The organism is Streptococcus dysgalactiae subsp. dysgalactiae (assembly GCF_900459225.1).
Taxonomy (GTDB): Bacteria; Bacillota; Bacilli; order Lactobacillales; family Streptococcaceae; genus Streptococcus; species Streptococcus dysgalactiae.
The window spans coordinates 2,032,752-2,059,298 of the sequence record NZ_UHFH01000003.1 but is presented as its reverse complement, the minus strand read 5'-3'; the positions used below and the strand labels follow the sequence as shown (position 1 = coordinate 2,059,298).

Genomic DNA, 26,547 nt, shown 5'->3' with positions numbered 1-26,547 from the left:
AGCAAGCCTTGCATTTTGCAAGGCTTTTTTCTGTCTTTATTTTGGTCTGCGCCGAGCAAAATCTAAAAATTTAAATTTTTCCAGTTTATGGCGACTCTCGGTGAATTGGAATTGGTTATTATTGGAAAGGTAGACTTTGGATTTGACGGAAACAACATGTTGGTCTGATCCAAGGTCAAGTAAAATTTTATCATGATCGGTTATTTGGTCAATGGTAACCTCTTTGAGGGCAAAGTCAATGGTGAGATGGAGTTCCTTTTCCAGGTATTGATAAATAGAATGCTCTGCGATTTCCCTTGTCATTATTGGCACCAAAGTTTTACTAAGGTAATCAATGTCTAAGACGGAAGCCACACCCTCAACAACGCGTTGGCGCGTAACACGCCAGACCAAACTGTTTTTGCTAAAACCGGTCAATTTTGAAAGTGTCTCATCCACAATCAGTTTATCAATGGCAATGACGTTGGTCTTAGAATCTAGATTTGAGTAAGAGACGAGTTCCTGATAACTAGTTAGTTCTGAGATGGGGAACATGATCTGATGATGCTTAATCACTTGGGTGCCACGTCCTTGTTTTTTGAGGATAAGGCCTGCCTTGGTGAGAAGCGAGAGAGCCTTGCGGACGGTATCTCGGCTAGCTTGGTACTGTTGACTCAATTCTATTTCAGTAGGTAAAAAATCCCCTTCTTTGTAAAAGTCTTTGTTGATTTTTGTTTCGAGGTCTTTATAAATACGTTCATACTTTGTCATAGGGTAAATTACCTTTCCACTTGTCTATTTTTTTACAGACAACACCTTTTATTTTACCAAAATAATGGCTTTTTTGGCACAAACAACTTGCAGACAAATTTGCAATCGATTACAATAAAGGTGTCAATCAGATTCTATCTAAGAATTTGAATATTTCATTTTGACGTTGCTTGTTAAAAGCAACTAGAACAAAGGACTAGGGGATGTCACATGGGAAAATTTGAACAGGATGCTAAGAGTCTTCTAACTGCTATTGGCGGTAAAGAAAACATCAAGGCTGTCACACACTGTGCAACGCGTATGCGTTTTGTTTTGAATGATAATAATAAGGCAAATGTCAAAGAGATTGAAAAAATTTCTGCAGTGAAAGGGACATTTACCAATGCTGGACAGTTTCAGGTAATCATTGGTAATGAGGTTCCAGTCTTTTATAATGACTTTACAGCTGTTTCTGGTATTGAAGGGGTGTCTAAAGAAGCTGCCAAATCAGCAGCTAAAAGTAATCAAAATGCCTTACAACGGGTGATGACCATGTTGGCTGAGATTTTCACACCTATTATTCCGGCGATTATCGTTGGGGGGCTTATTTTAGGTTTCCGTAATATTTTGGAGAGTGTGCCTTTTGAATTTCTTGGGCAGCAGGTCGAAAAAGGGAAATTAGTTTTTGATGCAGCTGGGGATCCTGTTTGGAATACGATTGTGAGGGTATCTCCTTTCTGGTCAGGGGTTAACCATTTCTTGTGGTTACCAGGGGAAGCTATTTTCCACTTCTTACCAGTTGGGATTACTTGGTCTGTGACGCGTAAGATGGGAACCACTCAAATTTTAGGGATTGTCCTTGGTATCTGTTTGGTGTCACCACAATTATTGAATGCCTATGCGGTGGCAGGAACGCCTGCTGCTGAGATTGCCAAAAACTGGGTTTGGGATTTTGGTTTCTTTACCATTAATCGTATTGGGTATCAGGCACAGGTTATTCCAGCCCTTTTAGCTGGTCTGTCCCTTGCTTATCTTGAAATTTTCTGGCGTAAACGGATTCCAGAAGTGGTTTCAATGATTTTTGTGCCATTCCTTTCTTTGATTCCAGCTTTGATTTTAGCACATACGGTATTGGGGCCAATCGGTTGGACTATTGGTAAAGGGATTTCCTTTGTTGTGTTAGCTGGATTGACTGGTCCTGTTAAATGGCTATTCGGTGCCATCTTTGGTGCCTTGTATGCTCCGCTAGTTATTACTGGTTTACATCACATGACAAATGCCATTGATACCCAATTAATTGCTGATACTGCAACTCGTACAACTGGTTTGTGGCCAATGATTGCTCTTTCAAATATCGCTCAAGGGTCAGCCGTTTTTGCTTACTATTTAATGAATCGTCATGAAGAACGTGAGACTGAAATATCGCTTCCTGCAGCAATTTCTGCTTACCTTGGGGTAACTGAGCCTGCCTTATTTGGGGTTAATGTTAAATATGTTTATCCCTTTGTAGCCGGAATGATTGGCTCAGGTATTGCGGGGCTCTTATCAACAACCTTTAATGTTCAGGCAAATTCTATTGGTGTTGGTGGCTTACCAGGTTTCATGGCTATCAATGTGAAGTATATGATTCCATTCTTCATCTGTATGGCAGTAGCCATTGTGGTACCGATGTTTTTAACCTTCTTTTTCCGTAAATCACATATCATGACTAAGACAGAAGATGAAGCTAAACTACTTGAGAGACCCGTTTCGGAGGCTCCTGTAGCAACTGCTCCACATAAGACTATGCAAGGGACAGTTATCACTTTAACCAGCCCTTTAACTGGTGAAGTTAAAGCGTTGTCTGAAGCTGTTGATCCTGTCTTTGCACAGGGAGCTATGGGCCAAGGTGTTCTTCTTCAACCGACAGAAGGGGTTTTAGTAGCGCCTTGTGATGCTGAAGTATCGGTCTTGTTCCCAACCAAACACGCTATTGGTTTGGTGACGGCTGAAGGTTTGGAATTATTGATGCATATTGGCATGGATACGGTTAACTTAGATGGTCAAGGATTTGAAGCTTTGGTGAGGCAAGGTGATCAGGTTAAGACTGGACAAACCTTGATTCGATTTGACATAGCAGCTATTTCTGAAGCTGGATACGCCACTGAAACACCTCTTGTGGTGACTAATCAAGATGACTTTACGGTAACTGTTGAAGTTAGCTTACCGCGTCAGATTAAGGTTAATGATAAGTTAGCAGTAGCGGTGAAAAATTAGTTTTACTAAGAGAAAGCGTTCAGGAACTGAGATCAGTTCCTGAAACTATTTTAGGGAGGAAAACTCATGACAATTGATAAAAAGAAAGTCGTCTATCAAATTTACCCAAAATCTTATAAGGACACTACTGGAAATGGTGTGGGAGACTTGCGAGGAATCATTGACAAATTGCCTTACTTACAAGAACTAGGGATAGATATGATTTGGTTGAACCCTTTCTACCCTAGTCCACAACGAGATAATGGCTATGATGTTTCAGATTATACGGCGGTCAATCCTGATTTTGGGACTATGGCTGATTTTGAAGATTTGGTGAAAGCTGCTAAGGAGCATCAGATTGAGTTAATGTTGGATATGGTTTTGAATCACTGTTCCACAGACCACGAGTGGTTCCAAAAAGCTTTAGCAGGAGACCCTTATTATCAGGATTTCTTTATCTTGAGAGATCAGCCGACTGATTGGGTTTCCAAATTTGGTGGGAATGCTTGGGCGCCTTTTGGAGATACAGGCAAGTACTACTTACACTTGTTTGATGTGACACAGGCTGACTTGAATTGGCGGAACTCACACGTTCGTGAGGAACTGGCTAAAGTGGTTAATTTTTGGCGAGATAAAGGAGTGAAGGGGTTCCGGTTTGATGTGATTAACCTGATTGGGAAAGATGAAGAGCTGGTGGATTGTCCGGTCAATGATGGTAAGCCAGCTTATACGGATCGTCCTATTACTCACACTTATCTTCATGATCTCAATCAAGCCAGTTTTGGTCAGGATGATTCGTTTATGACAGTAGGGGAAATGTCTGCCACGACTATTGACAACTGTCTTTTATACACGGCTCCCGAACGGGAAGAGTTGTCCATGGCTTTTAATTTCCACCATCTAAAAGTTGATTATGAGAATGGTCAGAAATGGACTATTATGGCTTTTGATTTTGCAGCGCTGCGAGACTTATTCCATGCCTGGGGTGAAGGCATGAGTCAAGGCAATGGGTGGAGTGCCTTGTTCTACAATAACCATGATCAACCACGTGCCCTGAATCGTTTTGTTGATGTAACACATTTCCGAAACGAAGGGGCTACGATGTTAGCGGCTTCCATCCATTTGTCACGAGGAACGCCTTACATTTATATGGGTGAGGAGATTGGCATGCTTGATCCAGATTTTGATAGTATGGATGATTATGTGGATGTGGAAAGTCTCAATGCTTACTCAAGCTTACTAGTCTCAGGTAAAAGTGCAGAAGAAGCCTTTGCCATTATCAAGGCTAAGTCAAGGGACAATGCCAGAACCCCAATGCAATGGGATGCTAGTGAACATGCTGGCTTTACGACTGGTAAGCCTTGGTTAGGGGTTGGCAAATCTTATCGAGACATCAATGTCGAAACAGAAAAAGAGGGACGTATTTTTCCTTTCTACCAACGCTTGATTGCTTTGCGGAAGGAACTCCCTATTATTGCTGAAGGGGATTATCGGGCTGCTTTTAAAGATAGTCAGGCTGTCTACGCCTTTGAACGCCATTTAGGTGACCAGTGCTTACTTGTTCTCAATCATTTTTATGCTGATGAGGTCGAACTGGAATTACCTCCACGTTATCAACATGGACAGGTCTTAATCAGCAACTATGAGAAAGTCTCTATTGGCGAAAAAGTGATACTGAAACCTTATCAGACACTTGCTATTTTAGCTGATAACTAACTAAAAGCCTGGGGTTAGGCCTCAGGCTTTTGGTGATTGTCACGAAAAAAGCAGTTTTCTCATATATTTATTTTTAAACTCTTATTTTTTCAATTTAAAAACAATTAAGGTGGGTTATTTCAGCTAAATTTTGGTACAATGGAAAAGATTATAGTCAGAGCGATGAGCTATCAGCTCTGCGATTCTAAAATGACAAAAGGAGATAGAAATGACAACTTATCAAGATGATTTTTACCAAGCGGTCAATGGGAAGTGGGCAGAGACAGCGGTTATCCCAGACGACAAACCTCGTACAGGTGGTTTTTCAGATTTAGCAGATGAGATTGAAGTATTAATGCTGGCCACTACAGATGCTTGGTTAGCAGGGGATCATGTCCCTGATGATGCAATTTTAGCAAACTTTGTTAAATTTCACCGTTTGGTAGCGGATTATGACAAACGTGATGAGATTGGTGTGGCGCCTGTTCTTCCCATGATTGAAGACTACAAGGCTTTGACCTCTTTTGCAGAGTTTGCTGCAAAGGTAGCGGAGTACGAATTATCAGGTCAGCCTAATGAATTTCCGTTTGGTGTGGCACCAGATTTTATGAATGCTCAGCTGAATGTGCTTTGGGCAGAAGCGCCAAGCATTCTTTTGCCTGACACGACTTATTATGAAGAAGGTAACGAAAAGGCAGAGGAATTGCGTGGCATTTGGCGTCGATCTCAGGAAACGTTGCTTCCTCAATTTGGTTTTTCAACAGCAGAAATCAAGGACCTTTTAGATAAGGTGATTGAGTTAGATAAGCAATTGGCTAACTATGTCTTGTCTCGTGAGGAAGGCTCTGAATATGTCAAACTATACCATCCTTATGCTTGGGCTGACTTTACCAAACTAGCTCCAGAGCTTCCTTTGGATAGCATTTTTGAAAAGATTTTAGGCCAAGTACCTGACAAGGTTATTGTCCCTGAAGAACGTTTTTGGACAGAATTTGCAGCCACTTACTACTCTGAAGCTAACTGGGATTTGCTAAAAGCTAATTTGATTGTGGATGCGGCGAATGCTTATAATGCTTACTTGACCGATGAGATTCGTGTACAGTCTGGTACCTATGCGCGTGCTTTGTCTGGAACGCCTCAAGCCATGGATAAACAAAAAGCAGCCTTTTATTTGGCGCAAGGACCGTTTAACCAAGCGCTTGGCTTGTGGTATGCTGGTCAAAAATTCTCCCCAGAAGCTAAGGCTGATGTGGAAAGCAAGGTGGCACGCATGATTGAGGTTTATAAGTCTCGTCTAGAAATGGCTGATTGGTTAGCACCAGCTACACGTGAAAAAGCCATTACTAAATTAAATGTCATCACGCCACATATTGGTTATCCAGAAAAATTACCAGAAACCTATGCCAAAAAAGTGATTGATGAGACTTTGTCCTTGGTTGAAAATGCTCAAAACTTGGCAAAAATCACGATTGCTCACACTTGGAGTAAATGGAACAAGCCAGTTGATCGTAGTGAATGGCATATGCCAGCTCACTTGGTCAATGCTTATTATGATCCTCAGCAAAATCAGATTGTCTTCCCGGCGGCAATTTTACAAGAACCGTTTTATTCTTTAGAACAGAGTTCCTCAGCTAATTATGGTGGTATTGGTGCAGTCATTGCCCATGAGATTTCACATGCCTTTGACACCAATGGTGCTTCCTTTGATGAACACGGTAGCCTAAATGATTGGTGGACACAAGAGGACTATACTGCCTTTAAAGAGCGTACAGATAAGATTGTAGCGCAGTTTGACGGCTTAGAGTCACATGGTGCTAAGGTCAACGGTAAATTGACAGTTTCAGAAAACGTCGCTGATTTAGGTGGAGTTGCCTGTGCTTTAGAAGCGGCACAATCGGAAGAGGACTTCTCAGCGCGTGACTTCTTTATTAACTTTGCGACGATTTGGCGTATGAAAGCCCGTGAGGAATACATGCAAATGTTAGCTAGCATTGATGTTCATGCTCCGGGTGAACTGCGAACAAATGTCACCTTAACCAACTTTGATGCTTTCCATGAGACCTTTGATATTAAAGAAGGCGACGCTATGTGGAGAGCTCCGAAAGACCGTGTGATTATTTGGTAAGTAGGTAGTTGATAAACCTTCAAATGCCTGTGATTGTAAAAATGACTGATTCTGTGAAACACAGGATCAGTTTTTTACTTAGTGAGATGCTTGTTTTAGAAAAGATGAGGTAAAAAAAGACAACTTTCCTACCGGAAGGTTGTCTTTTTCTGATACTTATTAGAAAAAAGTGATTAGTTGTTAAGGGCAGCAGCCATTGTAGCAGCAACTTCTGATTCGAAGTCGTTAGCTTTTTTCTCGATACCTTCACCAACTTCAAAACGTGCAAAAGCAATCGCTTTAGCGTTTACTGAGTCAAGGTAAGCTTCAACAGTTTTGCTGTCGTCCATGATGTAAACTTGTGCAAGAAGAGTGTAAGCTTGGTCAACTTTAGTGTTGTCAAGCATGAAGCGGTCCATTTTACCTGGGATGATTTTGTCCCAGATTTTTTCTGGTTTTCCTTCAGCAGCAAGTTCAGCTTTGATGTCTGCTTCAGCAGCAGTAATCACGTCGTCTGATAATTGAGCTTTTGAACCGTATTTCAAGAATGGAAGAGCTGGTTTGTCAACCATTGCACGAGATTCGTTGTCAAGTTCGATAGCGTGATTCAATTGAGCAAGTTCGTCTTTGATGAATTGTGCATCAAGTTCAGTGTATGAAAGAACAGTTGGTTTCATTGCAGCGATATGCATTGATACTTGTTTAGCAAGAGCATCATCGCCACCTTCGACAACTGAGATAACCCCGATACGGCCACCGTTGTGTTGGTAAGCACCGAAGTGTTGCTCGTCAGTTTTTTCAATCAAAGCAAAACGACGGAATGAGATTTTTTCACCGATAGTAGCAGTTGCGTTAACGTAAGCGTCAGCAAGTGTTTCACCAGAAGGCATTACAAGTGCAAGAGCTTCTTCGTTGTTAGCTGGTTTGCCTTCTGCGATTACTTTAGCAGTTGCGTTTACCAATTCAACGAATTGTGCGTTTTTAGCAACGAAGTCAGTTTCAGCGTTAACTTCAACAACAGCAGCAACGTTGCCATGAACGTAAACGCCAGTTAAACCTTCAGCAGCAACACGGTCAGCTTTTTTAGCTGCTTTAGCCATTCCTTTTTCACGAAGAAGTTCAACGGCCTTGTCCATGTCACCATCTGTTTCAACAAGTGCTTTTTTAGCGTCCATAACGCCGGCACCAGATTTTTCACGTAATTCTTTTACAAGCTTAGCTGTAATTTCTGCCATGTGTAGTATCCTCCAAATTATGTTTGTTTTCGTTTAAAAAAACGAGACAGAGCGGTTTGCTTTCTGCCCCGTTTGGTTTTCGATTGTTAAAGACAAACGAAGTTTGTCACGAGAGTTAGAAACTCTGTGCTAATTAAGCGTTGTCGCCTTCTACAACTTCAACGATTTTTTCGATTGACTCAGCTTGAGTGTCAGCTTCAAAAGCAACGTCTGCATCTTCACCTTGACGGCCTTCGATAACAGCGTCAGCCAATTTAGCAGTGATCAATTTAACGGCGCGGATAGCGTCATCGTTAGCTGGGATGATAACATCGATATCATCTGGATCAGCGTTTGTATCAACCATAGCTACAACTGGGATACCAAGTTTTTTAGCTTCTTTAACAGCGATTTGTTCTTTATGTGGGTCAACAACGTACATTACGTCTGGGATACGAGGCATATCTTCGATACCGCCCAAGAATTTTTCAAGACGAGCGCGTTGTTTGTTAAGAAGTGCAACTTCTTTCTTAGGAAGAACGTCGAAAGTTCCTTCTTCTTCCATGCGTTTGATTTCTTTCAAACGAGCGATACGTTTTTGGATTGTTCCCCAGTTAGTAAGTGTTCCACCCAACCAACGGTGGTTGATGAAGTATTGACCTGCACGAGTTGCTTCGTCAGCAACTGCTTCAGCAGCTTGTTTTTTAGTACCAACGAACAAGATAACAGCGTCGTTAGCTGCTGCGTCACGAACGAATTCGTAAGCTTGGTCAGCTAATTTTACAGTTTGTTGCAAGTCGATAACGTGGATACCGTTACGCTCTGTGAAGATGTATTTAGCCATCTTAGGGTTCCAGCGACGAGTTTGGTGACCAAAGTGAACACCAGCCTCAAGAAGTTGTTTCATTGAAATTACTGCCATGAGTAGTTTCTCCTTTATAAAATGTTTTTCCCTCTTCTAAACTTCGACTTGCAGGCTAACCTAGCGGCAACAAGCCCACAATTGGTCTAGAATGAGTATTTGCCGTCTACACGACCCTACTATATTATCAAAAAAAAAGCTTAAAAGCAAGTCCAAACCCTATAAAAACAATGAACCTCTGAAAGGGTACAGGAGAAAACTTGCGAAATACTTGGAATTAAGTTATAGTGAACTTGTATTACTATTGGAGGCGCTTACATGAATAACGTTATCACTTTCCAGTTGCTTGGCATTCCACGTATTTTGCTCAATAACGAAGAACAATTTTTTGCTTTTGCCAAAGTGAATGCACTCCTCTATTATTTAGCTGTTAATGGATCTGTGAGTCGTGAGATGGCTGCCAGTTTGTTATGGGAAAACAAAAACACGCAGACCGCCAAGAAGAATTTGCGCAACACCATCTATCAGGCTAATAAGGTCTTGCAGAGTGATGTCATTATCTGTCCTAATCGTAATATGCTTCGCCTAAATCCAGCTCTTGATATTCAAACCGATATTGCCCCCTTTTTGGAGGCACCCCTTGCACATTTGGCACTGTATCAGGGAGAATTTTTACAAGGGTTTTACCTTAAAAGCGGTGAGGAATTTGACTTGTGGGTCTCAAAAATTCGAATGCAGTGTGAGCAGGTCTACCTTAAAACTTGTTATCAAAAAATCGAAGAGGGACTATCTCTGGATGCCATTGAAGATACTGAAGAGCATTTAAAACAACTTATTGAACGTGATGAATTTGAAGAGAAAAATTACCAGCTCTTGATGCGACTTTATCAGCAAGATAATCGTCCTAGTAAGGTCATCGAGACCTATTATCAATTAGTGAATGTTTTGGATAAAGAATTAGGGATTCAACCTAGTCCGCAAAGCCAACAGATTTATCAGGAAGTAGTCGCTAAAGATCGTAATGAACGTAAAATCAAACATTTTTTACGTAATAGTAATCATTTTTTGGGTCGGATTGATGAAATTAAGCAACTAGAAGCTTATTTTGCTAATTGTTTAACCTATCGAGAAGTAGGTGCTTTACTTTTAATTGGAGATACTGGGATTGGTAAGCGGACGCTGGCGAGACAAGTGCTGGCTAATCAAACGCAGGATTACCAAATTGTGACGGCTAATTGTTTTCGAGAAGAGGCTATGGACTCTTTGTTGCCTTGGCGTAATATTTTAGATGGCTTAGGGGACTTGGTGATTCAGCATCGCTTGTTGTCGACCAAAGCGTGGCGGGCAGCGCTCAAGCAATGTTTTCCAACGGCGACCGTTTTTCAAGAGCATGTGGCGCATCCTTTTGTTAAAGATCATACTAGTTTGTTGGTTTCCTTTGTGGTTGATATTTTACAAAATCTAGCAGACATCAAGGCTTTAGTAGTATTGATTGAAGATTGTCACTGGATGGATGAGGACAGTTTGACCTTACTGCAACGGGTCATGAATCAGCTGTCCCATTATCCCATAGCTTTTGTTTTGACCAAACATTTAGGAACCACCCCTCAACTGGGAACTTGTCTAAATGCTTTAATCAGTCAGGGACGCTTAGAAAGTATTCGACTGGAACCGTTCACCCGACAAGAAAGTTCAGCTTATATCCGCAGTCAATTGGGGAACCAGAGTGTGACGGAGCAAGAAATCGATCACCTCTATCAAGCTAGTCAAGGAATCCCCTTTTTCTTATCAGAATACACCCAAACCTTGTTGCGAAAAGAAAAGTTTGTGCCTCTAACCCCTGCTATTAAGGCTAAATTGGGACTAAAATTAGCTAATCTCAATAGCCGTGATGATGAACTGTTGCACTACCTATCTTGTTGCCGAGGAGCCGTGCCTTTAAACACCTTGGCTCAGCTGATGCTTCTGCCGCTTGAGGAAGTCATTGAGATGGTGGATAGTCTATGCCACTATTATATTTTAGTGGAAGAGAATAAGGGAGAAGAGGTGCTGATTTCTTTTCGTCAGCGGATTATTCAACTCTATTGTTATGACCGTCTGTCTTTATCGAAGAGGCGTTTATTGCACGGGCAAATTGCCAAACGGTTGGAGGAATTACTACCTCTTTTACCTCCAAGTCCAACTTTGCTTGAGGCTATTGCTTACCATTATAAAGAATCACGACAGGTGATTAAGGCTTTAGAATATAACCTCAATTACCTTGATGCTACCTTGCAATTTCAGCATGAACTTTTTCCTATTTACTCCAAGAGTGTTGGGTTAGTGGAAAAATCTGATCGTGATAATCATCGTTTGATGGAAAGGCAGTTTGATAAGATTCGGCAAAACATTGCGGATTTGGAACTGACCTATGATAATAATCGCGATTTTCAACAGTTATTGATTCGTTTTGCTTACCTTGAAGGCCGTTACGATATCCGAACAGGGAGGTATCAAGAAGGGATTAAAAACATTCAAAAGGTTATCGATTTGGCAACTGAGCTAAAGCAGACCTCCTTCTTGTTAGAAGGTTATCGTCAGCTAATTCATTACTGTATCCAAGTTGAAAACAAGCCAGAAATGCGTTATTACACTAGCCTTTCACTAGAGGCAGCGGTCGCTGCTAATCATTTTGAGGCTATAGCGATTAGTTTGCGGTTAAAAGGTCTCTATCATTTGATTGTTGGGGAGTTGGATGAGGCAGAACATTTGCTTCAACAGTCAATTGATTTCTTTAAGGTGACACCAGGATTGCAGGCTAACTATGCGATTCAGATTGCTGCTGCCTTGGATTATTTGGGAGAGATTGCCCAGATTCGTTATCAGTTTGAAAAGGCTGTTGCTTACCAAAAAGAAGCTATTTCCTTAACAGACAACAAGCCAGCTGAGTTATCGGTGAGTATTTTTTACATTGGATTAGGGATTTCTTATTTCTATTTGGGTCATTTTGATCAGGCTGAGCAAATCTTGAGTTTGGCTAAAGAAGCCTTGGCCAATCATATTTACCCGTGGAAAGAAACCCAGCTCGAGATATACTTAGCCATGATTCAGTGGAAAAAAGGCAATTATCAGCCAGCCTTGTCCCTACTTGGTCACAGGGAAACTTTGATGTCTAGGTATCGCAATCCGCGTGACAAGGGATTGATTTTCTATTTGATGGCTGCAGTCAAGTACCAATTGATACGTCAAGGAGATACCTTAAGTCAGCAGGAAAAAGAAAAGGTAGCCCTCCTGTTGACAGAATCCTTTGAGTATTATTATGAAATTGCTAGTACTAACCTAAACCCTTACCGAGATTGTCATTTGGTGAGTGAGATGAATGATTTGCGTCAGCAATTATCTGCTAAAAGCTAAGGAAAACCCTCTGATGCGAATCAGAGGGTTTTAGCTATGTTGTGCCATAATCTGTACGAGGTAAAAGATAAAGGTGGCTGCTAAATTGGCGGTGTGGTTATCAATATCGTGTGGTGGTGAAACCTCAACCACATCAAAGCCAACTAATTTTCCGCTAGCTGCAATGTGTTGCAAAACCAAGACGGCAAGATTTGGGTCAACACCGAGGGACTGGATAGCACTAACCCCAGGGGCAGCACCAACTGAGAAGCAGTCCATGTCAATGGTCAGATAGACCCTTTCTTGCCCCGCTAAGAAACGGTCGATGGTTTGGCAGACCTTTTGATAGCCCATGCGATAAATGTCTTGCCCAGTCAAAAATTGAATGCCCTTGGATTTTGCTACAAAGTCAAATAAGAATAGGTTATTGTTATGTTCTTGAATGCCTAAAACAAGATAGTTAAAAAGACGATTTTCCGCAACGGCATCATTAAACATCTGGCGGAATCCGGTGCCAGAATTGGGACCTGTTTGGTCGTAGGGTCTTAAATCAAAGTGAGCATCCATGTTAATGACGGCTAGGTCGTCACTTGGGGCTAGGCTTTGACGAAGGCCTAAGTAATGCCCGTAGGCTGTCTCGTGGCCACCTCCTAAGACGATGGGTCTGAGATTAAGGTCACGCATCCGTTTGATGGCCTTGCTTAAACTGTTTTGCAGTTGTTCCAAAGAGCGGTTGGGGCCGTCAATATTCCCTACATCGTAGACCATGACCTGGTTTCCTAAATGCCAAGGGAGTTTGGCGAGCTGGGTTCGTATGGCGGCTGGACTTTCGACTGCTCCGACACGACCATTATTGATATAAACTCCCTTATCACTTTTAAAGCCAATCAAGGCAAAATGTGTCCCTTCAAATGGGGTTAGTGAGCTGTCGTTAAGGTCAAGGAAGGTCATAACCATGCCCCATTTGGCAGCGTATAAGTCGTCATCAATCGCACCGTGGTAGTAACTGGTTGTGGATGGGTAGTAATCTTCTAGCATGCGCGTCATCTCCTTTAGGATTATGATAGCAAAATAAAGCTTAGAGTCAACACTTTCGTGGCCGTTGTGACTGCTTTTTAGGAATAGCAGAGCAATAAAATCGTCTGCTTTTGGTCCCAGTCAGTTAGCCCAAAGAGGCCATGACTTTTGCCACAGCCCCTTTTGGTTAAAGAAGTCCCTTATTCACTAAAATTGGATACTCAACTCAACTGCCTGTTCGACTGCTTCGAGGAAGCTTGGGTCTTCAATGACTGCTGATGCCTTGTTTAATTCATCGTAGATTTCGATGTCTTTATCGTGTTCGATAAAGTTAACTTCTTTGCGGAAGAGATCGTAGGCAACCTTAGTCCCTTTACCTAGTTCATGATTTTCAGATTTGAGATCAAGAGCTTGGCAGGCTGCCATGATTTCAGTAGCCACGATGCGGCGAGAATTTTTAAGGATTTCACCGGCCTTGCGAGCAGCGGTGGTGCCCATGCTGACAAAATCTTCTTGGTTTTCACAAGATGGGATAGAATCCACGCTGGCTGGATGTGCCAAAACCTTGTTTTCAGAAGCAAGAGAGGCACAGGCGTACTGAGTAATCATAAAGCCTGAATTGAGACCTGGGTATTTGACAAGGAAGGATGGTAATTTGCTGAGTTGGCTATTGACCAAACGTTCCACACGGCGTTCAGAAACATTTCCGATTTCAGAAATGGCAATGCCTAAGAAGTCAAATGGCTGTGCCATTGGTTCTCCGTGGAAGTTACCTCCTGAAATAACGTGGCTATCTTTACAGATAATTGGATTATCTGTGACAGAATTGATTTCAATGTCAACTTTGGATTTGACATAGGCAATACTGTCTTTGCTAGCCCCATGAATTTGAGGGATGCAGCGCAAGGTGTAAGGGTCTTGCACACGAGATTGAGTAGCTACGGTTGTGTTTTGGCTGCCTTCTAGGAGGTTTCGGATATTGCGAGCTGTTGCCAACTGCCCACTTTGTGGGCGAATGGTGTGAAGGTTTTCTTCAAATGGGCTAGTAATCCCGTTATGCACTTCAAGGGATAGGGCACCCGCTAGGTCTGACAGTTTCAATAATTGAATGGCATCATAGGTTGCAAGGGCACCGATACCAGTTAGAACGGTTGTTCCGTTGATAAGGGCGAGTCCTTCTTTGGCGGCTAAAGAAATCTTGTCGATACCAGCTTTATCAAGGGCCTCTTGACCAGAAAGAAGTTCTCCCTTGTAGTAAGCTTTCCCTAGACCAAGCATAGGAAGCACCATGTGAGCAAGCGGTGCCAAATCTCCTGAAGCTCCTAGGGAACCTTTTTCAGGAATGTAAGGGTGAACCCCTTTGTTGAGTAACTCCACTAATTTTTTGATGGTGGACAAGCGAATACCAGAATAGCCTTTGACTAGTGAATTGATACGGATAAGCATAATGGCTCTCACGGCATCTTCTGGCAATGGGTCACCAAAACCACTGGCATGGGTACGAATCAGATTTTCTTGGAGTTGAATCGTATCTTCTGGTGAAATGCTCACGTTACAAAGGGATCCAAAACCAGTGGTCACCCCGTAAACGACCCGTTTTTCGTTGACAATGTCATCAACAATTTTACGAGAGGCATTCACAGCTTTAACAGCACTGTCATCAATGCGACAGGCTACACCTTGGCGAGCAATCGCAATCACATCTTCGAGGGTAAGGCTTTTGCCATCTAAATTAATCACTCTTGTCATAGTTTTTTCTCCTAGATTTGTTCTTCAGGGGGCATTTGATCCATTTGGCGCTTGCGTCCGTGCATAAGGTAATAAACACTACTTGCAATGATGACTCCGACAGCACCATAGATAAAGTTCATTGGGTTGTCACCCCAAATCATAATCAAACTGATAATGACGGAAAGAGTTGGGATAACAGGACCAAATGGTACTCGGAAAATCACGTTAGCATCAGGAGCATCTTTCCGTAATTTCATAACGGCTAGTGCAGTTGGAATGTATTGGAAGAAGCGGAAAACAACACTGAGTTTTGCTAAGTTTTCAAATGAGCCAGTAAGTAGGAGTACAATGGCAATTGCTCCTGAAACCAAGATAGCAACGAGTGGTGCGCCATTTTTATTTTGCTTGGCAATAGCTGCTGGTAAAAGTCCTTCATCAGCAATGGCAGCACCGTAACGTGGCACCATGATGGATTCTCCCATGTTAAGACCTGTAATAGAAATTAAAGCACCGATTGACACCATCCAAGCGCCAGCAGGGCCTATCATTTTAACAAAGGCATCTTGAACAGGTGCATTGGTCATCATGATTTGAGAGCCAAGCATGGCAATAGTTCCACCGATAATCAGCATGTATAAGACAGAGACGATACTGATTGATCCTAAAATAGCACGTGGCACATTTTTTTCAGGGTCACGCATCTCCCCAGCGACAATAGAGAGGGTTTCAAAACCGATAAAGCCATAGAAGATATAAACAGCAGTATTGGAAATAGCCCCTAAGAGGTCAGTACCTGGTTCCAATTGAACAAAAGGGGTAAAGTTAGGAAGCCCATTTTTGATGAAGAAAAGGGTACAAGCAGAGAAGGCAACGATTGGGATTAACTTAGCAATGGTGGCTGTGATGGTGAAAATTTTAGAGGTTTTCAAGCCAGCAATATTCATCAAGGATAGTAAGATAATCAGTCCAACACTAATAGGAATGTGCCAACCTTCGAAGGCTGGGAAGGTAATAATAAACATTCTGGCAAATCCAGCTGCCATGGCTGCCCAAGCGAAGATGGTAACGGCCCAACCAAGGAAACCAACGTTAAAGCCGATAAAATCACCAAAAGCTCGTTTAGAATATTGGAAAGCTCCGCCATTTTTGCCAAAATAGCCAGAGACTTCCGCAAAACAAACTGCCAGCATGATGGTCAAAATAGCTGTCCCAAACATAACAGCGATTGATGCAGGGCCAAGGCCCTTATAAATGGCCCTAGGTAAAAGGAAGATACCAGAGCCGATAACGGCATTGATACCGTAAAGAGTGGCACCGCTCAAGCTAAACTTAGCCTGTTCTCTTTCTTGTTCGTTCATGTGATTTGACGCCATAATAATGCTCTCCTTTTTGTATGCAAGTTGCGTTCAAATGTAATGGGAAGGGTCGCTAGGAAATGAAGAACACCTCGCGTTAGGAGGTTGCCTCTTAGGTCTAACGACGGTGATGAGACATTGATTAGCGATGAGAAAATAAGTAGCTGTTGTGATGATGAATGACAGCCTAAAAAGATGAGACTTGAGTCAATAATTTACTACTGACATCGTCGGTCTTGTTTCATTAGGAGTTGTGCCATAAGCCTGCCCAAACAGCTACTGGGGTTTGGGCATGGCTTGTTTGATTGGAGCAAACTTTTAGGTCTGATAGGCTGGCCTCCTGGTCAATCACCAACAAGTGATTGGCTTCAAGTTCTTGATTCACCTGATTGGTCACAGAATAAGTCAGCTTGCTTAGGGCATAAAGCAGTTGGCAGTCCGCTTTGGGTGCCGCAAATGGTGTGTCAGACCAGACGGGTAATAGTTGCCCTCGGTAATGATCATCATACATTAAATTCATGTCTTGGCAGGTTCCACGACTGACGATTCTGGTATCGCCTTCAAACGCATAGGGTTCAAAAGGAGTTAGGGAAATCTCTTTAGCATGACTCAAATCACTTAATGTGATGGGCTTGTCTAGGCTCATTAGGATCCTATGATAGCCATCAAGTAAGGTAAAAGTTGTCTGTCGTAGGGCCACGGTTGCAATTGAGAGACGGCAGGAGAATTTTCTCTCTCCGTAGTCTCCCTTTTCAGGATAAAGGAACAATTGTTTCGTTTTGCCACCAGACCAGTCTGTCTGGAGGTAATCAGAGGGCGTTTTGATTGTTACCTTTGTCATTTGTTCTCTCCTTATTTCCGATTAGAATAATCCTGTGATGTTGCCCTCCTCGTCAATATCAATTTTTTCGCTGGCAGGTACTTTTGGAAGGCCAGGCATGGTCATGATAGCACCCGTCAGGGCAACGATAAATCCTGCTCCCGCGGACACTTTAAGGTTGCTAATAGTTACTGTAAAGTCTGTTGGTGCGCCAAGTTTCTTAGCATCGTCTGAGAAGGAATATTGGGTTTTGGCCATGCAAATTGGGTAGTTGCCAAAGCCGAGGCGTTCTAATTCTGCCAGTTCACGTTTGGCTGCCGGGCTCAAGTTGATGCCTTTACCACCGTAAACCTTGGTAACGATTTTAGTGAGTTTGGTTTCAATGCTATCGTCTTCATCGTAAACAAAGCGGAATTGATTATCTTGTTCTGCCAATGCCACGACTTTTTCAGCTAATTCACGGCCACCAGCTCCACCATTTGCCCAAACATCAGAAATCACAACGTCAACGCCACGTTTGTCGCAGGCATCATAGACAGCTTGTAATTCGGCATCGGTATCGAGTGGGAATTTATTGATCGCTACGACAACTGGAAGGCCATAGACGTCTTGGATATTAGCCAAATGTTTGTCAAGGTTAGGCAAACCATCCACAACGGCCTGAACATTTTCAGTAGCCAAGTTAGTTTTTTGAACGCCACCGTGCATTTTAAGGGCACGAATAGTAGCTACTAGGACAACGGCTGCTGGACGAAGGCCGGACATACGGCATTTGATGTCAATGAATTTTTCAGCTCCAAGGTCAGCACCAAATCCAGCTTCGGTAACGGCATAATCACCATATTTCAAGGCTAGTTTGGTTGCGAGGACACTGTTACAGCCATGGGCGATATTAGCAAATGGTCCGCCGTGAATGAGGGCTGGTGTGTGTTCTAGGGTTTGCACGAGATTAGGATGAATCGCATCCTTGAGCAGTGCTGCTAGGGCACCACCAGCTTTCAAGTCTTTAGCTGTTACAGGTTCACCTTGGTAATTGTAACCAATAATGATTTTTTCAAGGCGGGCTTTGAGGTCAGAAATGTTTTCGGATAGGCACAGGATTGCCATGATTTCAGAGGCGACGGTAATGTCATAACCATCTTCACGAGGTACCCCGTTTACCTTGCCTTGCAAGCCGTCAACAATATGACGAAGCTGGCGGTCATTCATGTCCACCACACGTTTCCAAGTGATACGTCTAGAATCAATGCCTAGGCTATTGCCATGGTGAATGTGGTTATCAATCAAGGCAGCTAATAAGTTGTTGGCGACACCGATGGCATGAAAGTCCCCTGTAAAGTGGAGGTTGATGTCTTCCATTGGGACAACTTGCGCGTGGCCACCGCCAGCAGCTCCTCCTTTAACCCCAAAAACAGGACCAAGAGAAGGTTCACGAAGGGCAATAACTGCTTTTTTTCCAATGGCAGCGAGAGCATCTACCAACCCAACGGAAGTGGTGGTTTTGCCTTCACCAGCTGGTGTTGGTGATATAGCAGTGACAAGAATCAATTTACCATCAGGCTTATCTTTTAGGGCAACCAGTTGATGGGCATCAATTTTTGCCTTGTACTTGCCATAGAGACAGAGGGCTTCCTCGATAATCCCTAATTGATCGGCAACCTTACTGATAGGTTCCATAGTGACAGAGTTGGCTATTTCAATATCTGATAAAACCATAGTTGCTCCTTTACTTGTTAAACAATATCGAGAATTTTCGTGTAGATGTCATCGGCCAAGTGACAGCCCTTGTCTAATAAGGCTTGCCCTTTTTGGCGATAGTCGGTAACAAAGTCTTCATCTTTGATGCCAGACAGATTAATCAAGACATTCAACCAAGCGCCTTGTAAACCTGCTTTTAAGTTTAAGGCAGCTACTCCGAGATCACTAGCAGCATTTGTATTAGACTTGCCGACAGCTGTTTCAGTGGTTTCGAGTGCTTCGACCATGAGGGTCATCATCTCAAATGGTGATTGTGCTGCTGTTTTTAAAGCCTTTTGCATGGCAGTTCGTCTGGCAGCCTTGTCTTCGTCAGTCTCTTTTGGCATGTCGAAAACGGCAGAAACTCGGTTAAAAGCTTCGGTGTCTTTGTCAATGGCTGCAAGCAAGCTAACTTGTAGAGCGGTGCTTTTAGCATGGACCTCTGTAATAATAGCTTGGTAGTCAGCATATTGTTTCTTACCGAGGGTCAATTCACAGACCATCTTGGTCAAGGAAATGCCATTAGCGCCAGAGAGAGCAGCAGCAGAACCACCACCTGGAGCAGGGGCATCTGAGCCAAGGACTTTAGCGAAATCTGTTAAGCTTAAATCAACTAAACCCATAGAGAACCTCCTAACCTAGCAAATGGTTTTCAAGAATCTGTTTATTGTAGTCAAAGTCCTCAACTTGCAAGTAGTATTCAGCCACATCGATTAAGGCTTTGGCTGGCGCAAGTCCGATGACTTCCGAACCGATAATGTTAACCCCATAGCGTTTAGCTTCAAAGCGAATGGTTTCAAAAGTACGGTAAAGAGAACATTTTTCAAAGTTAACCATGTTCATGGAGACTTGGGCAATATGGCGGTCTTCTAACATAACACCGATGGCTTTACAATATTTGTAGCCACCACCTGAACCGCGGATAATTTTAGCAATTTTATTAGCAATGTCGATATTGTCCGTATCCAAATTAACATTGAAGGCAACCAATGGCATGCGAGCACCGACGGCAGTTACTCCAGCAGTTGGGTGAATCTTACGATCTCCGTAATCAGGTGCCCAGTCCTCTTCCAACAGTTTTTCTGGCATGCCTTCAAACTGACCTTTACGGATTTTAGCAAGGTTTTGACGTTCTGGGCGTGTGGCAGAATCTTCATAAAGGAAGATTGGGATTCCAAGTTCACGGTTAATCCGTTCTGCGACTTGTTTGGAAATCTCAACACATTCTGCTGTGGTGATGTCTTTGATTGGGACGAACGGGCAGACATCGGTGGCACCCATACGAGGGTGTTCGCCATGATGTTTGGTCATGTCAATGTTTTCAGAAGCGTATTTAATCAGTTGGAAAGCTGCTTCCTGGATAGACTGATCGTCTCCAACCAAGGTAAACACGCTCCGGTTGTGGCTCGCATCAGAAGAGTAGTCGAGGAGGGTCACTCCAGGAATACTTTTGGCCGTCGCTACCAAGCCGTCGATAACAGCCTGATTTTGGCCTTCTGAGAAGTTGGGAATACATTCAACAATTTTCGCCATGTTAATCTCCTTTTATGTCATTGAGTTATTCATTAAGGGAATGGGTTATCTATTATAGATAACGCTTACATTTTTATCTAGTTATCTAGCTGCTTTTACTGAAATAATTGATTCACCGCTGAAGTCACAAGGTCATCATCAGCCAAGTATGGGATAGTGATGTGATCAGTACCTGCATGGAGACGATTATACTCAATAGCGGTCTCAATAGCGTGTTCATTGCGCGCCCAGTTACGGCGAGCTACACCGCCCATAGTATCCCAAGCAATGGCAGATTTAATAATCTCATCAATGCGTTCGCTACCATCTAGAACAAGTCCAAAGCCGCCGTTGATGGCTTTACCGATACCAGTTCCGCCACCGTTATGAAGAGCTACCAAACTCATACCACGCGCAGCGTTACCAGCGTAACATTGAACTGCCATATCACAGGTCACATTGGAACCGTCTTTAATGTTTGAGGTTTCACGGAATGGTGAGTCAGTACCAGACACGTCATGGTGGTCACGTCCAATCATGACAGGTCCAATCTTACCTTCGCGGACCAATTTGTTAAATTTGAGGGCGATATTCACACGGCCAATACAGTCTTGGTAAAGGATTCGAGCTTGTGTGCCGACGACTAATTGATTTTTCTCAGCATCACGAATCCAGTTATAATTATCACGGTCTTGGTAACGGCGGTCAGGATTGATGGCTTCCATAGCTGCATGGTCAGTTGCAACCAAGTCATCGTGGTTACCACTCAAGCAGACCCAACGGAATGGTCCATAGCCGTAGTCAAAAAGCATAGGACCCATGATGTCTTCCACATAGGATGGCCAGATAAAGCCGTCTTTGTCGTCAAGACCATTCTTAGAAATTTCTTTAATACCAGAATCGTAAACAGACTTCATAAAGGCATTGCCATAGTCAAAGAAATAAGTGCCGTTTTCAGTTAACGTCTTAATAGCTTCAAAATGCCGTGCCAAGGTATCATCAACCATTTGGTGGAAGGTATCCTTGTCTTCTGCTAAGAGACGAGTTCTTTCGTCAAAGCTAATACCTACTGGGCAGTAACCACCATCGTAAACATTGTGACAAGAGGTTTGGTCAGACAAAAGGTCAACATGAATATGGTTGTCATTGACGTACTCTAAAAGGTCAACGATATTACCATGGTAAGCAATGGAAGTGGATTCTTTAGCATCTATGGCTTTTTGGGCTAATTGCAGAGCTTCTTCAGGGCTTTCGGCAATTTGACTGATCCAGCCTTGAGAATGACGGGTTTCAATCCGAGATTGGTCAACTTCAGCAACAATGGCAACGGCTTTAGCAATTTCTGCAGCCTTACCTTGTGCCCCACTCATGCCTCCTAAACCAGATGAGATGAACAGCTTACCGGTCAAATCACCGTCATCAGCCACTCCAAGTTTGAGACGACCAGCATTTAAGAGAGTATTAAATGTTCCATGGACAATCCCTTGTGGGCCAATATACATCCAACCACCTGCGGTCATTTGACCATAGTTGGTGACACCCATTTCTTCAGCGATTTCCCAGTCTCTCATGTTGTCGTATTCACCCACCAAAAGGCCGTTGGTAATGATTACACGAGGCGCCTCAGATTTGGACTTGAAGAGACCAACTGGATGACCAGACTCAACCACTAAGGTTTGTTCATCAGTCATGACCTCTAGGTATTTTTTGATTAATTGGTATTGCATCCAGTTAGCACAAACAGAACCAGTTTCTCCATAAGTGACTAATTCGTAAGGGTACAAGGCAATCTCAAAACTCAAGTTATTGTCAATCATGACTTGCATAGCCTTGGTGGCTGTACAAGTGCCTTTGTACTCGTTAATTGGTTTTCCATAAATGCGATCTTTTGGTCTCCAGCGGTAGCCATAAATGCGGCCACGGGTTTTGAGTTCTTCCAAAAATTCTGGAATGACTTCTTCGTGGAACTTCGTAGGCACATAACGTAGGGCATTTTTTAAGGCAATTTCGGTTTGAGATTGGCTCAAGCGAAAACCTCTGTCTGGTGCTCTGCGGATACCTTCTTCGAACACAGTCTTTTCAGGTAAAACATCGTCTAACTTAACGGTCATAGCAGCAGCTATTTCAGTTTCACTGTAAAATGACATAGAAAATTCCTCCTTAAATCATTTTTTATTGTCGAGATTAGTTTAACTTAGCCTAGTCTATAAAAAGTCAATCAGAGATAGAAATGCTAAAAAAGTCTAAAAATATCGCTATAACCTATTTTTTGACTAAAATTTGACGCTTTGACAGTAAGATGAGTTTATGACACTATAGAAGTAGGAAAAGACGACTTTTGTTAAGCGGTGCTTTAGTAAACTCACGCTTTATGAGTTTAGGAGGTTTGTTTTTGACTATTAACAGTGAGTCGTCATTAGGTAACAAGTCATATTAACAAAGGAGGTTTTTATGGTTGCTGATGTCTTATTAACACATTTCAATCAAATCGTTTGCCCCAATGATCCTGGTCATCCTTTGACCGGGCAAGAAATGAAAGAAGCTACCATTATCGAAGATGGTTACTTGGCTCTCAAAAATGGTCTCATCATGGCCCTTGGTTCCGGACAGCCAGATGCTAGTTTAATTGGGCCAGAAACTGTTGTGCGTTCATATGAAGGTAAAATTGCGACACCTGGTATTATTGACTGTCATACCCATTTGGTTTATGGCGGTAGTCGGGAACATGAATTTGCACAGAAACTAGCAGGCGTTCCTTATTTAGACATTCTTGCTCAAGGTGGAGGCATTTTAAGCACGGTAAGGGCCACTCGGACAGCTAGCTTTGACAATCTTTACCAAAAGTCCAAGAGATTACTGGACTATATGTTGCTTCACGGGGTAACTACCGTCGAAGCTAAAAGTGGTTACGGCCTTGATTGGGAAACAGAAAAACGTCAATTGGATGTTGTTGCTGCCTTGGAAAAAGATCATCCTATTGATTTAGTCTCCACTTTTATGGCAGCTCATGCGATTCCTGAAGAATACCAAGGGAATGCTAAGGCTTACCTCGATGAGATTGTTGAGCAGATGTTACCAGAGGTGAAGAAAGAGAATCTGGCAGAATTTTGTGATATTTTTTGTGAGAAGAATGTCTTTACTGCGGAGGAATCACGTTATCTTTTAAGTAAGGCTAAAGAATTAGGGTTCAAGCTTCGTATTCACGCTGACGAGATTGCGTCTATCGGTGGGGTTGATGTAGCAGCAGAACTGGGCGCCATAAGTGCAGAACACTTAATGATGGCAACTGATGAGGGCATTGCCAAAATGAGTCAAGCAGGCGTGATTGGAAATCTTCTCCCAGCGACTACCTTTAGTTTAATGGAAGATACCTATGCACCAGCGCGCAAGATGATTGATGCTGGCATGGCGATTACTCTCTCAACAGATAGTAATCCTGGTAGTTGTCCAACAGCTAATATGCAATTTGTTATGCAGTTAGGATGTTTCATGTTACGCTTAACACCCATTGAAGTGTTAAATGCTGTTACTATTAATGCGGCATACTCTGTCAATCGTCAGGAGAGAGTTGGCAGTTTGACAGTTGGTAAAGAAGCAGATATTGCCATTTTTGACGCTCCAAATATTGATTACCCTCTTTATTTCTTTGCCACTAACTTGATCCATCAAGTTTACAAAAAAGGTCAACTTGTCGTTGACCAAGGTCGCATCCTTTAAAAAGTCCCAAAAAGAAGCTTTGAGCATTAGCTCAAAGCTTCTTTTAATAGGGTGTCATTATTGACGAATCAAGTAGTCAAAGGCACCGATGGCAGCAGTAGCCCCAGATCCCATTGAAATAATGATTTGCTTATAAGCTGAATCAGTACAGTCCCCAGCAGCAAAGATACCAGGAATATTGGTTGACCCATGTTTATCCACGATAACTTCACCGCGGTCGGTTAGGTTCACACCGCTATCCTTGAGCCAAGCTGTATTTGGAACAAGACCAATTTGGACAAAGACCCCTTCAAGGTCAATGTGTTTCTCCTCACCGCTATCACGTACAGTGTAGTTGAGACCAGTAACATGATCGTCACCAACAATGTCTTTGGTTGCAACATTTTTGATAATAGTCATGTTAGCAGTATCAGCTGCGCGGTCTTGAAGCACTTTGTCAGCTTTGAGCTCAGGCAAGAATTCTAACACATACACGTGTTTAGCAAGACCAGCCAAATCAAGGGCAGCTTCTAATCCAGAGTTTCCACCACCGATAACAGCAACGTCCTTGCCTTCAAAGAGAGGACCATCACAATGAGGACAGTAAGTGACCCCTTTGTTGCGGAATTCGTCTTCCCCAGGAACATTGATGTTACGCCATTTAGCACCAAGGGCTAAAATAGCTGTTTTGGCTTGTAAAATAGCACCGTTAGCCAGAGTAACCTCGATGTTTTCTTTTTTCTCAATTGAGGTAGCTAGTTGTGCTTTGATAATGTCAACATCATAAGACTTGGTATGAGCCTCTACTTCGGCCATTAATTTTGGCCCTTCTGTGTAGAGGGTACCAATCATATTTTCAATACCAACAGTTTCCATGACCTGACCACCAAAGGTTTCAGCCAATAAGCCTGTTTTCAACCCTTTACGAGCTGCATAGATAGCAGCGCTATTGCCCGCAGGTCCACCACCAACAACAAGGACATCATAGACCCCTTTATCCGCAAAGGCTTCTTCTGAAAGGGGACCAGCGACTTGTTCTAAGAGTTGTTCGATAGTAGCACGGCCTGAAGTGAATTCTTCACCATCTAAGAAGACAGTTGGCACAGACATAATGCCTTTGGCTTTCACTTCATCTTGGAACATGCCACCTTCCACCATAGTATGTGAAATCTTGTCATTCAAAACAGACATAATGTTGAGAGCTTGAACAACGTCTGGACAGTTATGGCAGGTTAAGCTGACGTAAGTTTCAAAATGGAGTGGGCGATCAATAGCCTTGATGCGGTCAATAACATCTTGATCTACTTTTGGGGCACGTCCAGATACTTGCAAGAGGGCAAGGATGAAAGACGTAAATTCGTGGCCTAAAGGTAGACCAGCAAAGGCAACCCCACTATCTTGTCCTTTTTTCGCAACTTTAAAGCTTGGTTTACGATCTAAGACAGTTTCTTCAACCGAAATACGATCAGACATCGCAGCAATTTCTTCCACGAAGTCTTTAACCTTTTGAGACTGTTCATCATCACCAAGATAAGCTTGCAAAACCAAATCAGATTCTAACAAGGTGAGGTATTGGGCAAGTTGTTCTTTAATATCAGGACTTAATGCCATAATCTTCCTCCTTAGGGGTGTTAAATCTTACCAACTAGGTCAAGACTTGGTGTCAATGTTTCTGCGCCTTCTTTCCATTTAGCTGGACAAACTTCACCTGGATGTTTACGAACGTACTGAGCAGCACGGATTTTGTCCAGCAATGTGCTAGCATCACGTCCGATACCATCAGCATTGATTTCCATCATTTGGATAATGCCATCTGGGTCCACGATAAATGTTCCACGTTGAGCGAGACCATCTTCGCCTAAAACCTCAAAGGCTTGAGAAATAAGATGAGATGGGTCACCAATCATTGGATAAGTGATTGTACCAACAACATCTGAATCATCATGCCAAGCTTTGTGGACAAAGTGAGTATCTGTTGAAACAGAGTAAACTTCAACATCTAATGCTTTTAGTGCTTCATATTGTTCTTGAAGGTCACCTAGCTCTGTTGGACAAACAAATGAGAAATCTGCTGGATAGAAGCAGAAGATAGACCATTTGCCCTTAACATCATCGCTTGTTACCTTGATAAATTTACCATTATGGTAAGCATCGGCTGAAAATTCAGTAATTTCTTTTCCAATTAGAGACATATAGCTGTCCTCCTCTTATTTATTAAATTTTTATACTTGTATTATAAAAGAACGACAAGCGTATGTCCAATCAAAAACCCTTGATTTTCCTAGATTAGTGCCTATTGTTTTCTGACAATTTAGATGTGAATAGCATCACATACATTAAAATCATTCTAAATAAGCCACTAAGCCTGTGAAATCAAAGGGTTAATAAAATTAGTTTAAACAGAAAATTTAACCAAATTAAAGCGCTTTCATTTAAATTTTTTTCAATGAATTAAGCTAACTTAATCT

At 42.5% G+C, this 26,547-nt stretch carries 18 protein-coding genes; 5 read left to right on the top strand and 13 right to left on the bottom strand.

Features of this window, described 5'->3' with window-relative positions:
• Positions 1-36: 36 nt before the first annotated feature.
• Complete coding sequence (treR, locus tag DYD17_RS10450; RefSeq protein WP_115253182.1) at positions 37-750, bottom strand: trehalose operon repressor; 714 nt, start codon at positions 748-750, stop codon at positions 37-39.
• A 210-nt stretch (positions 751-960) separates the two neighbouring features.
• Between treR and treP the strand changes: the two genes are divergently transcribed.
• The 3 genes from treP (at position 961) to DYD17_RS10435 (ending at position 6,784) form a co-directional block, all read left to right on the top strand.
• Positions 961-2,985: a PTS system trehalose-specific EIIBC component gene (treP, locus tag DYD17_RS10445; protein WP_115253181.1), complete on the top strand. Its 2,025-nt coding sequence runs from the start codon at positions 961-963 to the stop codon at positions 2,983-2,985.
• Positions 2,986-3,051: 66 nt separating this feature from the next.
• A complete protein-coding gene (treC, locus tag DYD17_RS10440; RefSeq protein WP_115253180.1) occupies positions 3,052-4,680 on the top strand; it encodes an alpha,alpha-phosphotrehalase in 1,629 nt (542 codons plus the stop codon).
• Positions 4,681-4,888: 208 nt separating this feature from the next.
• On the top strand, positions 4,889-6,784 hold the full coding sequence (locus DYD17_RS10435; RefSeq protein ID WP_115253179.1) for a M13 family metallopeptidase: 1,896 nt from the start codon (positions 4,889-4,891) through the stop codon (positions 6,782-6,784).
• 173 nt (positions 6,785-6,957) lie between these two features.
• Here DYD17_RS10435 and tsf read toward each other — a convergent pair whose 3' ends face one another.
• Together tsf and rpsB are read right to left on the bottom strand one after the other, a co-directional pair.
• The gene (gene tsf / locus DYD17_RS10430) at positions 6,958-7,998 is read right to left on the bottom strand and encodes a translation elongation factor Ts (protein WP_003053075.1); all 1,041 of its coding nucleotides are present in this window, start codon (positions 7,996-7,998) and stop codon (positions 6,958-6,960) included.
• A gap of 133 nt (positions 7,999-8,131) precedes the next feature.
• Positions 8,132-8,899, bottom strand: a complete 768-nt coding sequence (gene rpsB, locus DYD17_RS10425) for a 30S ribosomal protein S2 (protein ID WP_115253178.1) — start codon at positions 8,897-8,899, stop codon at positions 8,132-8,134.
• A gap of 258 nt (positions 8,900-9,157) precedes the next feature.
• Here rpsB and DYD17_RS10420 point away from each other — a divergent pair, with 258 nt between their 5' ends.
• Positions 9,158-12,232, top strand: a complete 3,075-nt coding sequence (locus tag DYD17_RS10420; RefSeq protein ID WP_115276472.1) for an AAA family ATPase — start codon at positions 9,158-9,160, stop codon at positions 12,230-12,232.
• A 30-nt stretch (positions 12,233-12,262) separates the two neighbouring features.
• Here the strand turns inward: DYD17_RS10420 and DYD17_RS10415 are convergent, their stop codons facing one another.
• From DYD17_RS10415 to DYD17_RS10380, 8 genes are all read right to left on the bottom strand, one after another.
• Positions 12,263-13,249: an arginase family protein gene (locus DYD17_RS10415; RefSeq protein WP_003053069.1), complete on the bottom strand. Its 987-nt coding sequence runs from the start codon at positions 13,247-13,249 to the stop codon at positions 12,263-12,265.
• A gap of 186 nt (positions 13,250-13,435) precedes the next feature.
• A complete protein-coding gene (gene hutH, locus DYD17_RS10410; RefSeq protein WP_115253176.1) occupies positions 13,436-14,977 on the bottom strand; it encodes a histidine ammonia-lyase in 1,542 nt (513 codons plus the stop codon).
• Between the two features lie 11 nt (positions 14,978-14,988).
• Positions 14,989-16,332 carry an APC family permease gene (locus DYD17_RS10405; RefSeq protein ID WP_115253175.1) on the bottom strand — a complete coding sequence of 448 codons (1,344 nt, stop codon included), beginning with the start codon at positions 16,330-16,332 and terminating at the stop codon, positions 14,989-14,991.
• Between the two features lie 226 nt (positions 16,333-16,558).
• A complete protein-coding gene (locus DYD17_RS10400) occupies positions 16,559-17,155 on the bottom strand; it encodes a HutD/Ves family protein (protein WP_115253174.1) in 597 nt (198 codons plus the stop codon).
• 21 nt (positions 17,156-17,176) lie between these two features.
• Positions 17,177-18,850 carry a formate--tetrahydrofolate ligase gene (locus DYD17_RS10395; protein ID WP_115253173.1) on the bottom strand — a complete coding sequence of 558 codons (1,674 nt, stop codon included), beginning with the start codon at positions 18,848-18,850 and terminating at the stop codon, positions 17,177-17,179.
• Between the two features lie 17 nt (positions 18,851-18,867).
• Positions 18,868-19,494 carry a cyclodeaminase/cyclohydrolase family protein gene (locus DYD17_RS10390; protein WP_115253172.1) on the bottom strand — a complete coding sequence of 209 codons (627 nt, stop codon included), beginning with the start codon at positions 19,492-19,494 and terminating at the stop codon, positions 18,868-18,870.
• 10 nt (positions 19,495-19,504) lie between these two features.
• Positions 19,505-20,404 (bottom strand): glutamate formimidoyltransferase, encoded by a 900-nt coding sequence (ftcD, locus tag DYD17_RS10385; RefSeq protein WP_003053057.1) that lies wholly within the window; start codon positions 20,402-20,404, stop codon positions 19,505-19,507.
• Between the two features lie 95 nt (positions 20,405-20,499).
• Positions 20,500-22,530 carry a urocanate hydratase gene (locus DYD17_RS10380; RefSeq protein WP_115253171.1) on the bottom strand — a complete coding sequence of 677 codons (2,031 nt, stop codon included), beginning with the start codon at positions 22,528-22,530 and terminating at the stop codon, positions 20,500-20,502.
• A 304-nt stretch (positions 22,531-22,834) separates the two neighbouring features.
• Between DYD17_RS10380 and hutI the strand changes: the two genes are divergently transcribed.
• Positions 22,835-24,100, top strand: a complete 1,266-nt coding sequence (hutI, locus tag DYD17_RS10375) for an imidazolonepropionase (protein WP_115253170.1) — start codon at positions 22,835-22,837, stop codon at positions 24,098-24,100.
• A gap of 57 nt (positions 24,101-24,157) precedes the next feature.
• Here hutI and ahpF read toward each other — a convergent pair whose 3' ends face one another.
• Both ahpF and ahpC read right to left on the bottom strand, forming a co-directional pair.
• Entirely contained in the window at positions 24,158-25,690 is a 1,533-nt protein-coding gene (gene ahpF, locus DYD17_RS10370; protein WP_003053051.1) for an alkyl hydroperoxide reductase subunit F, read from the bottom strand.
• Between the two features lie 20 nt (positions 25,691-25,710).
• Positions 25,711-26,271, bottom strand: coding sequence for an alkyl hydroperoxide reductase subunit C (ahpC, locus tag DYD17_RS10365; RefSeq protein WP_003053048.1), 561 nt, complete (start codon positions 26,269-26,271; stop codon positions 25,711-25,713).
• Positions 26,272-26,547: the final 276 nt, after the last annotated feature.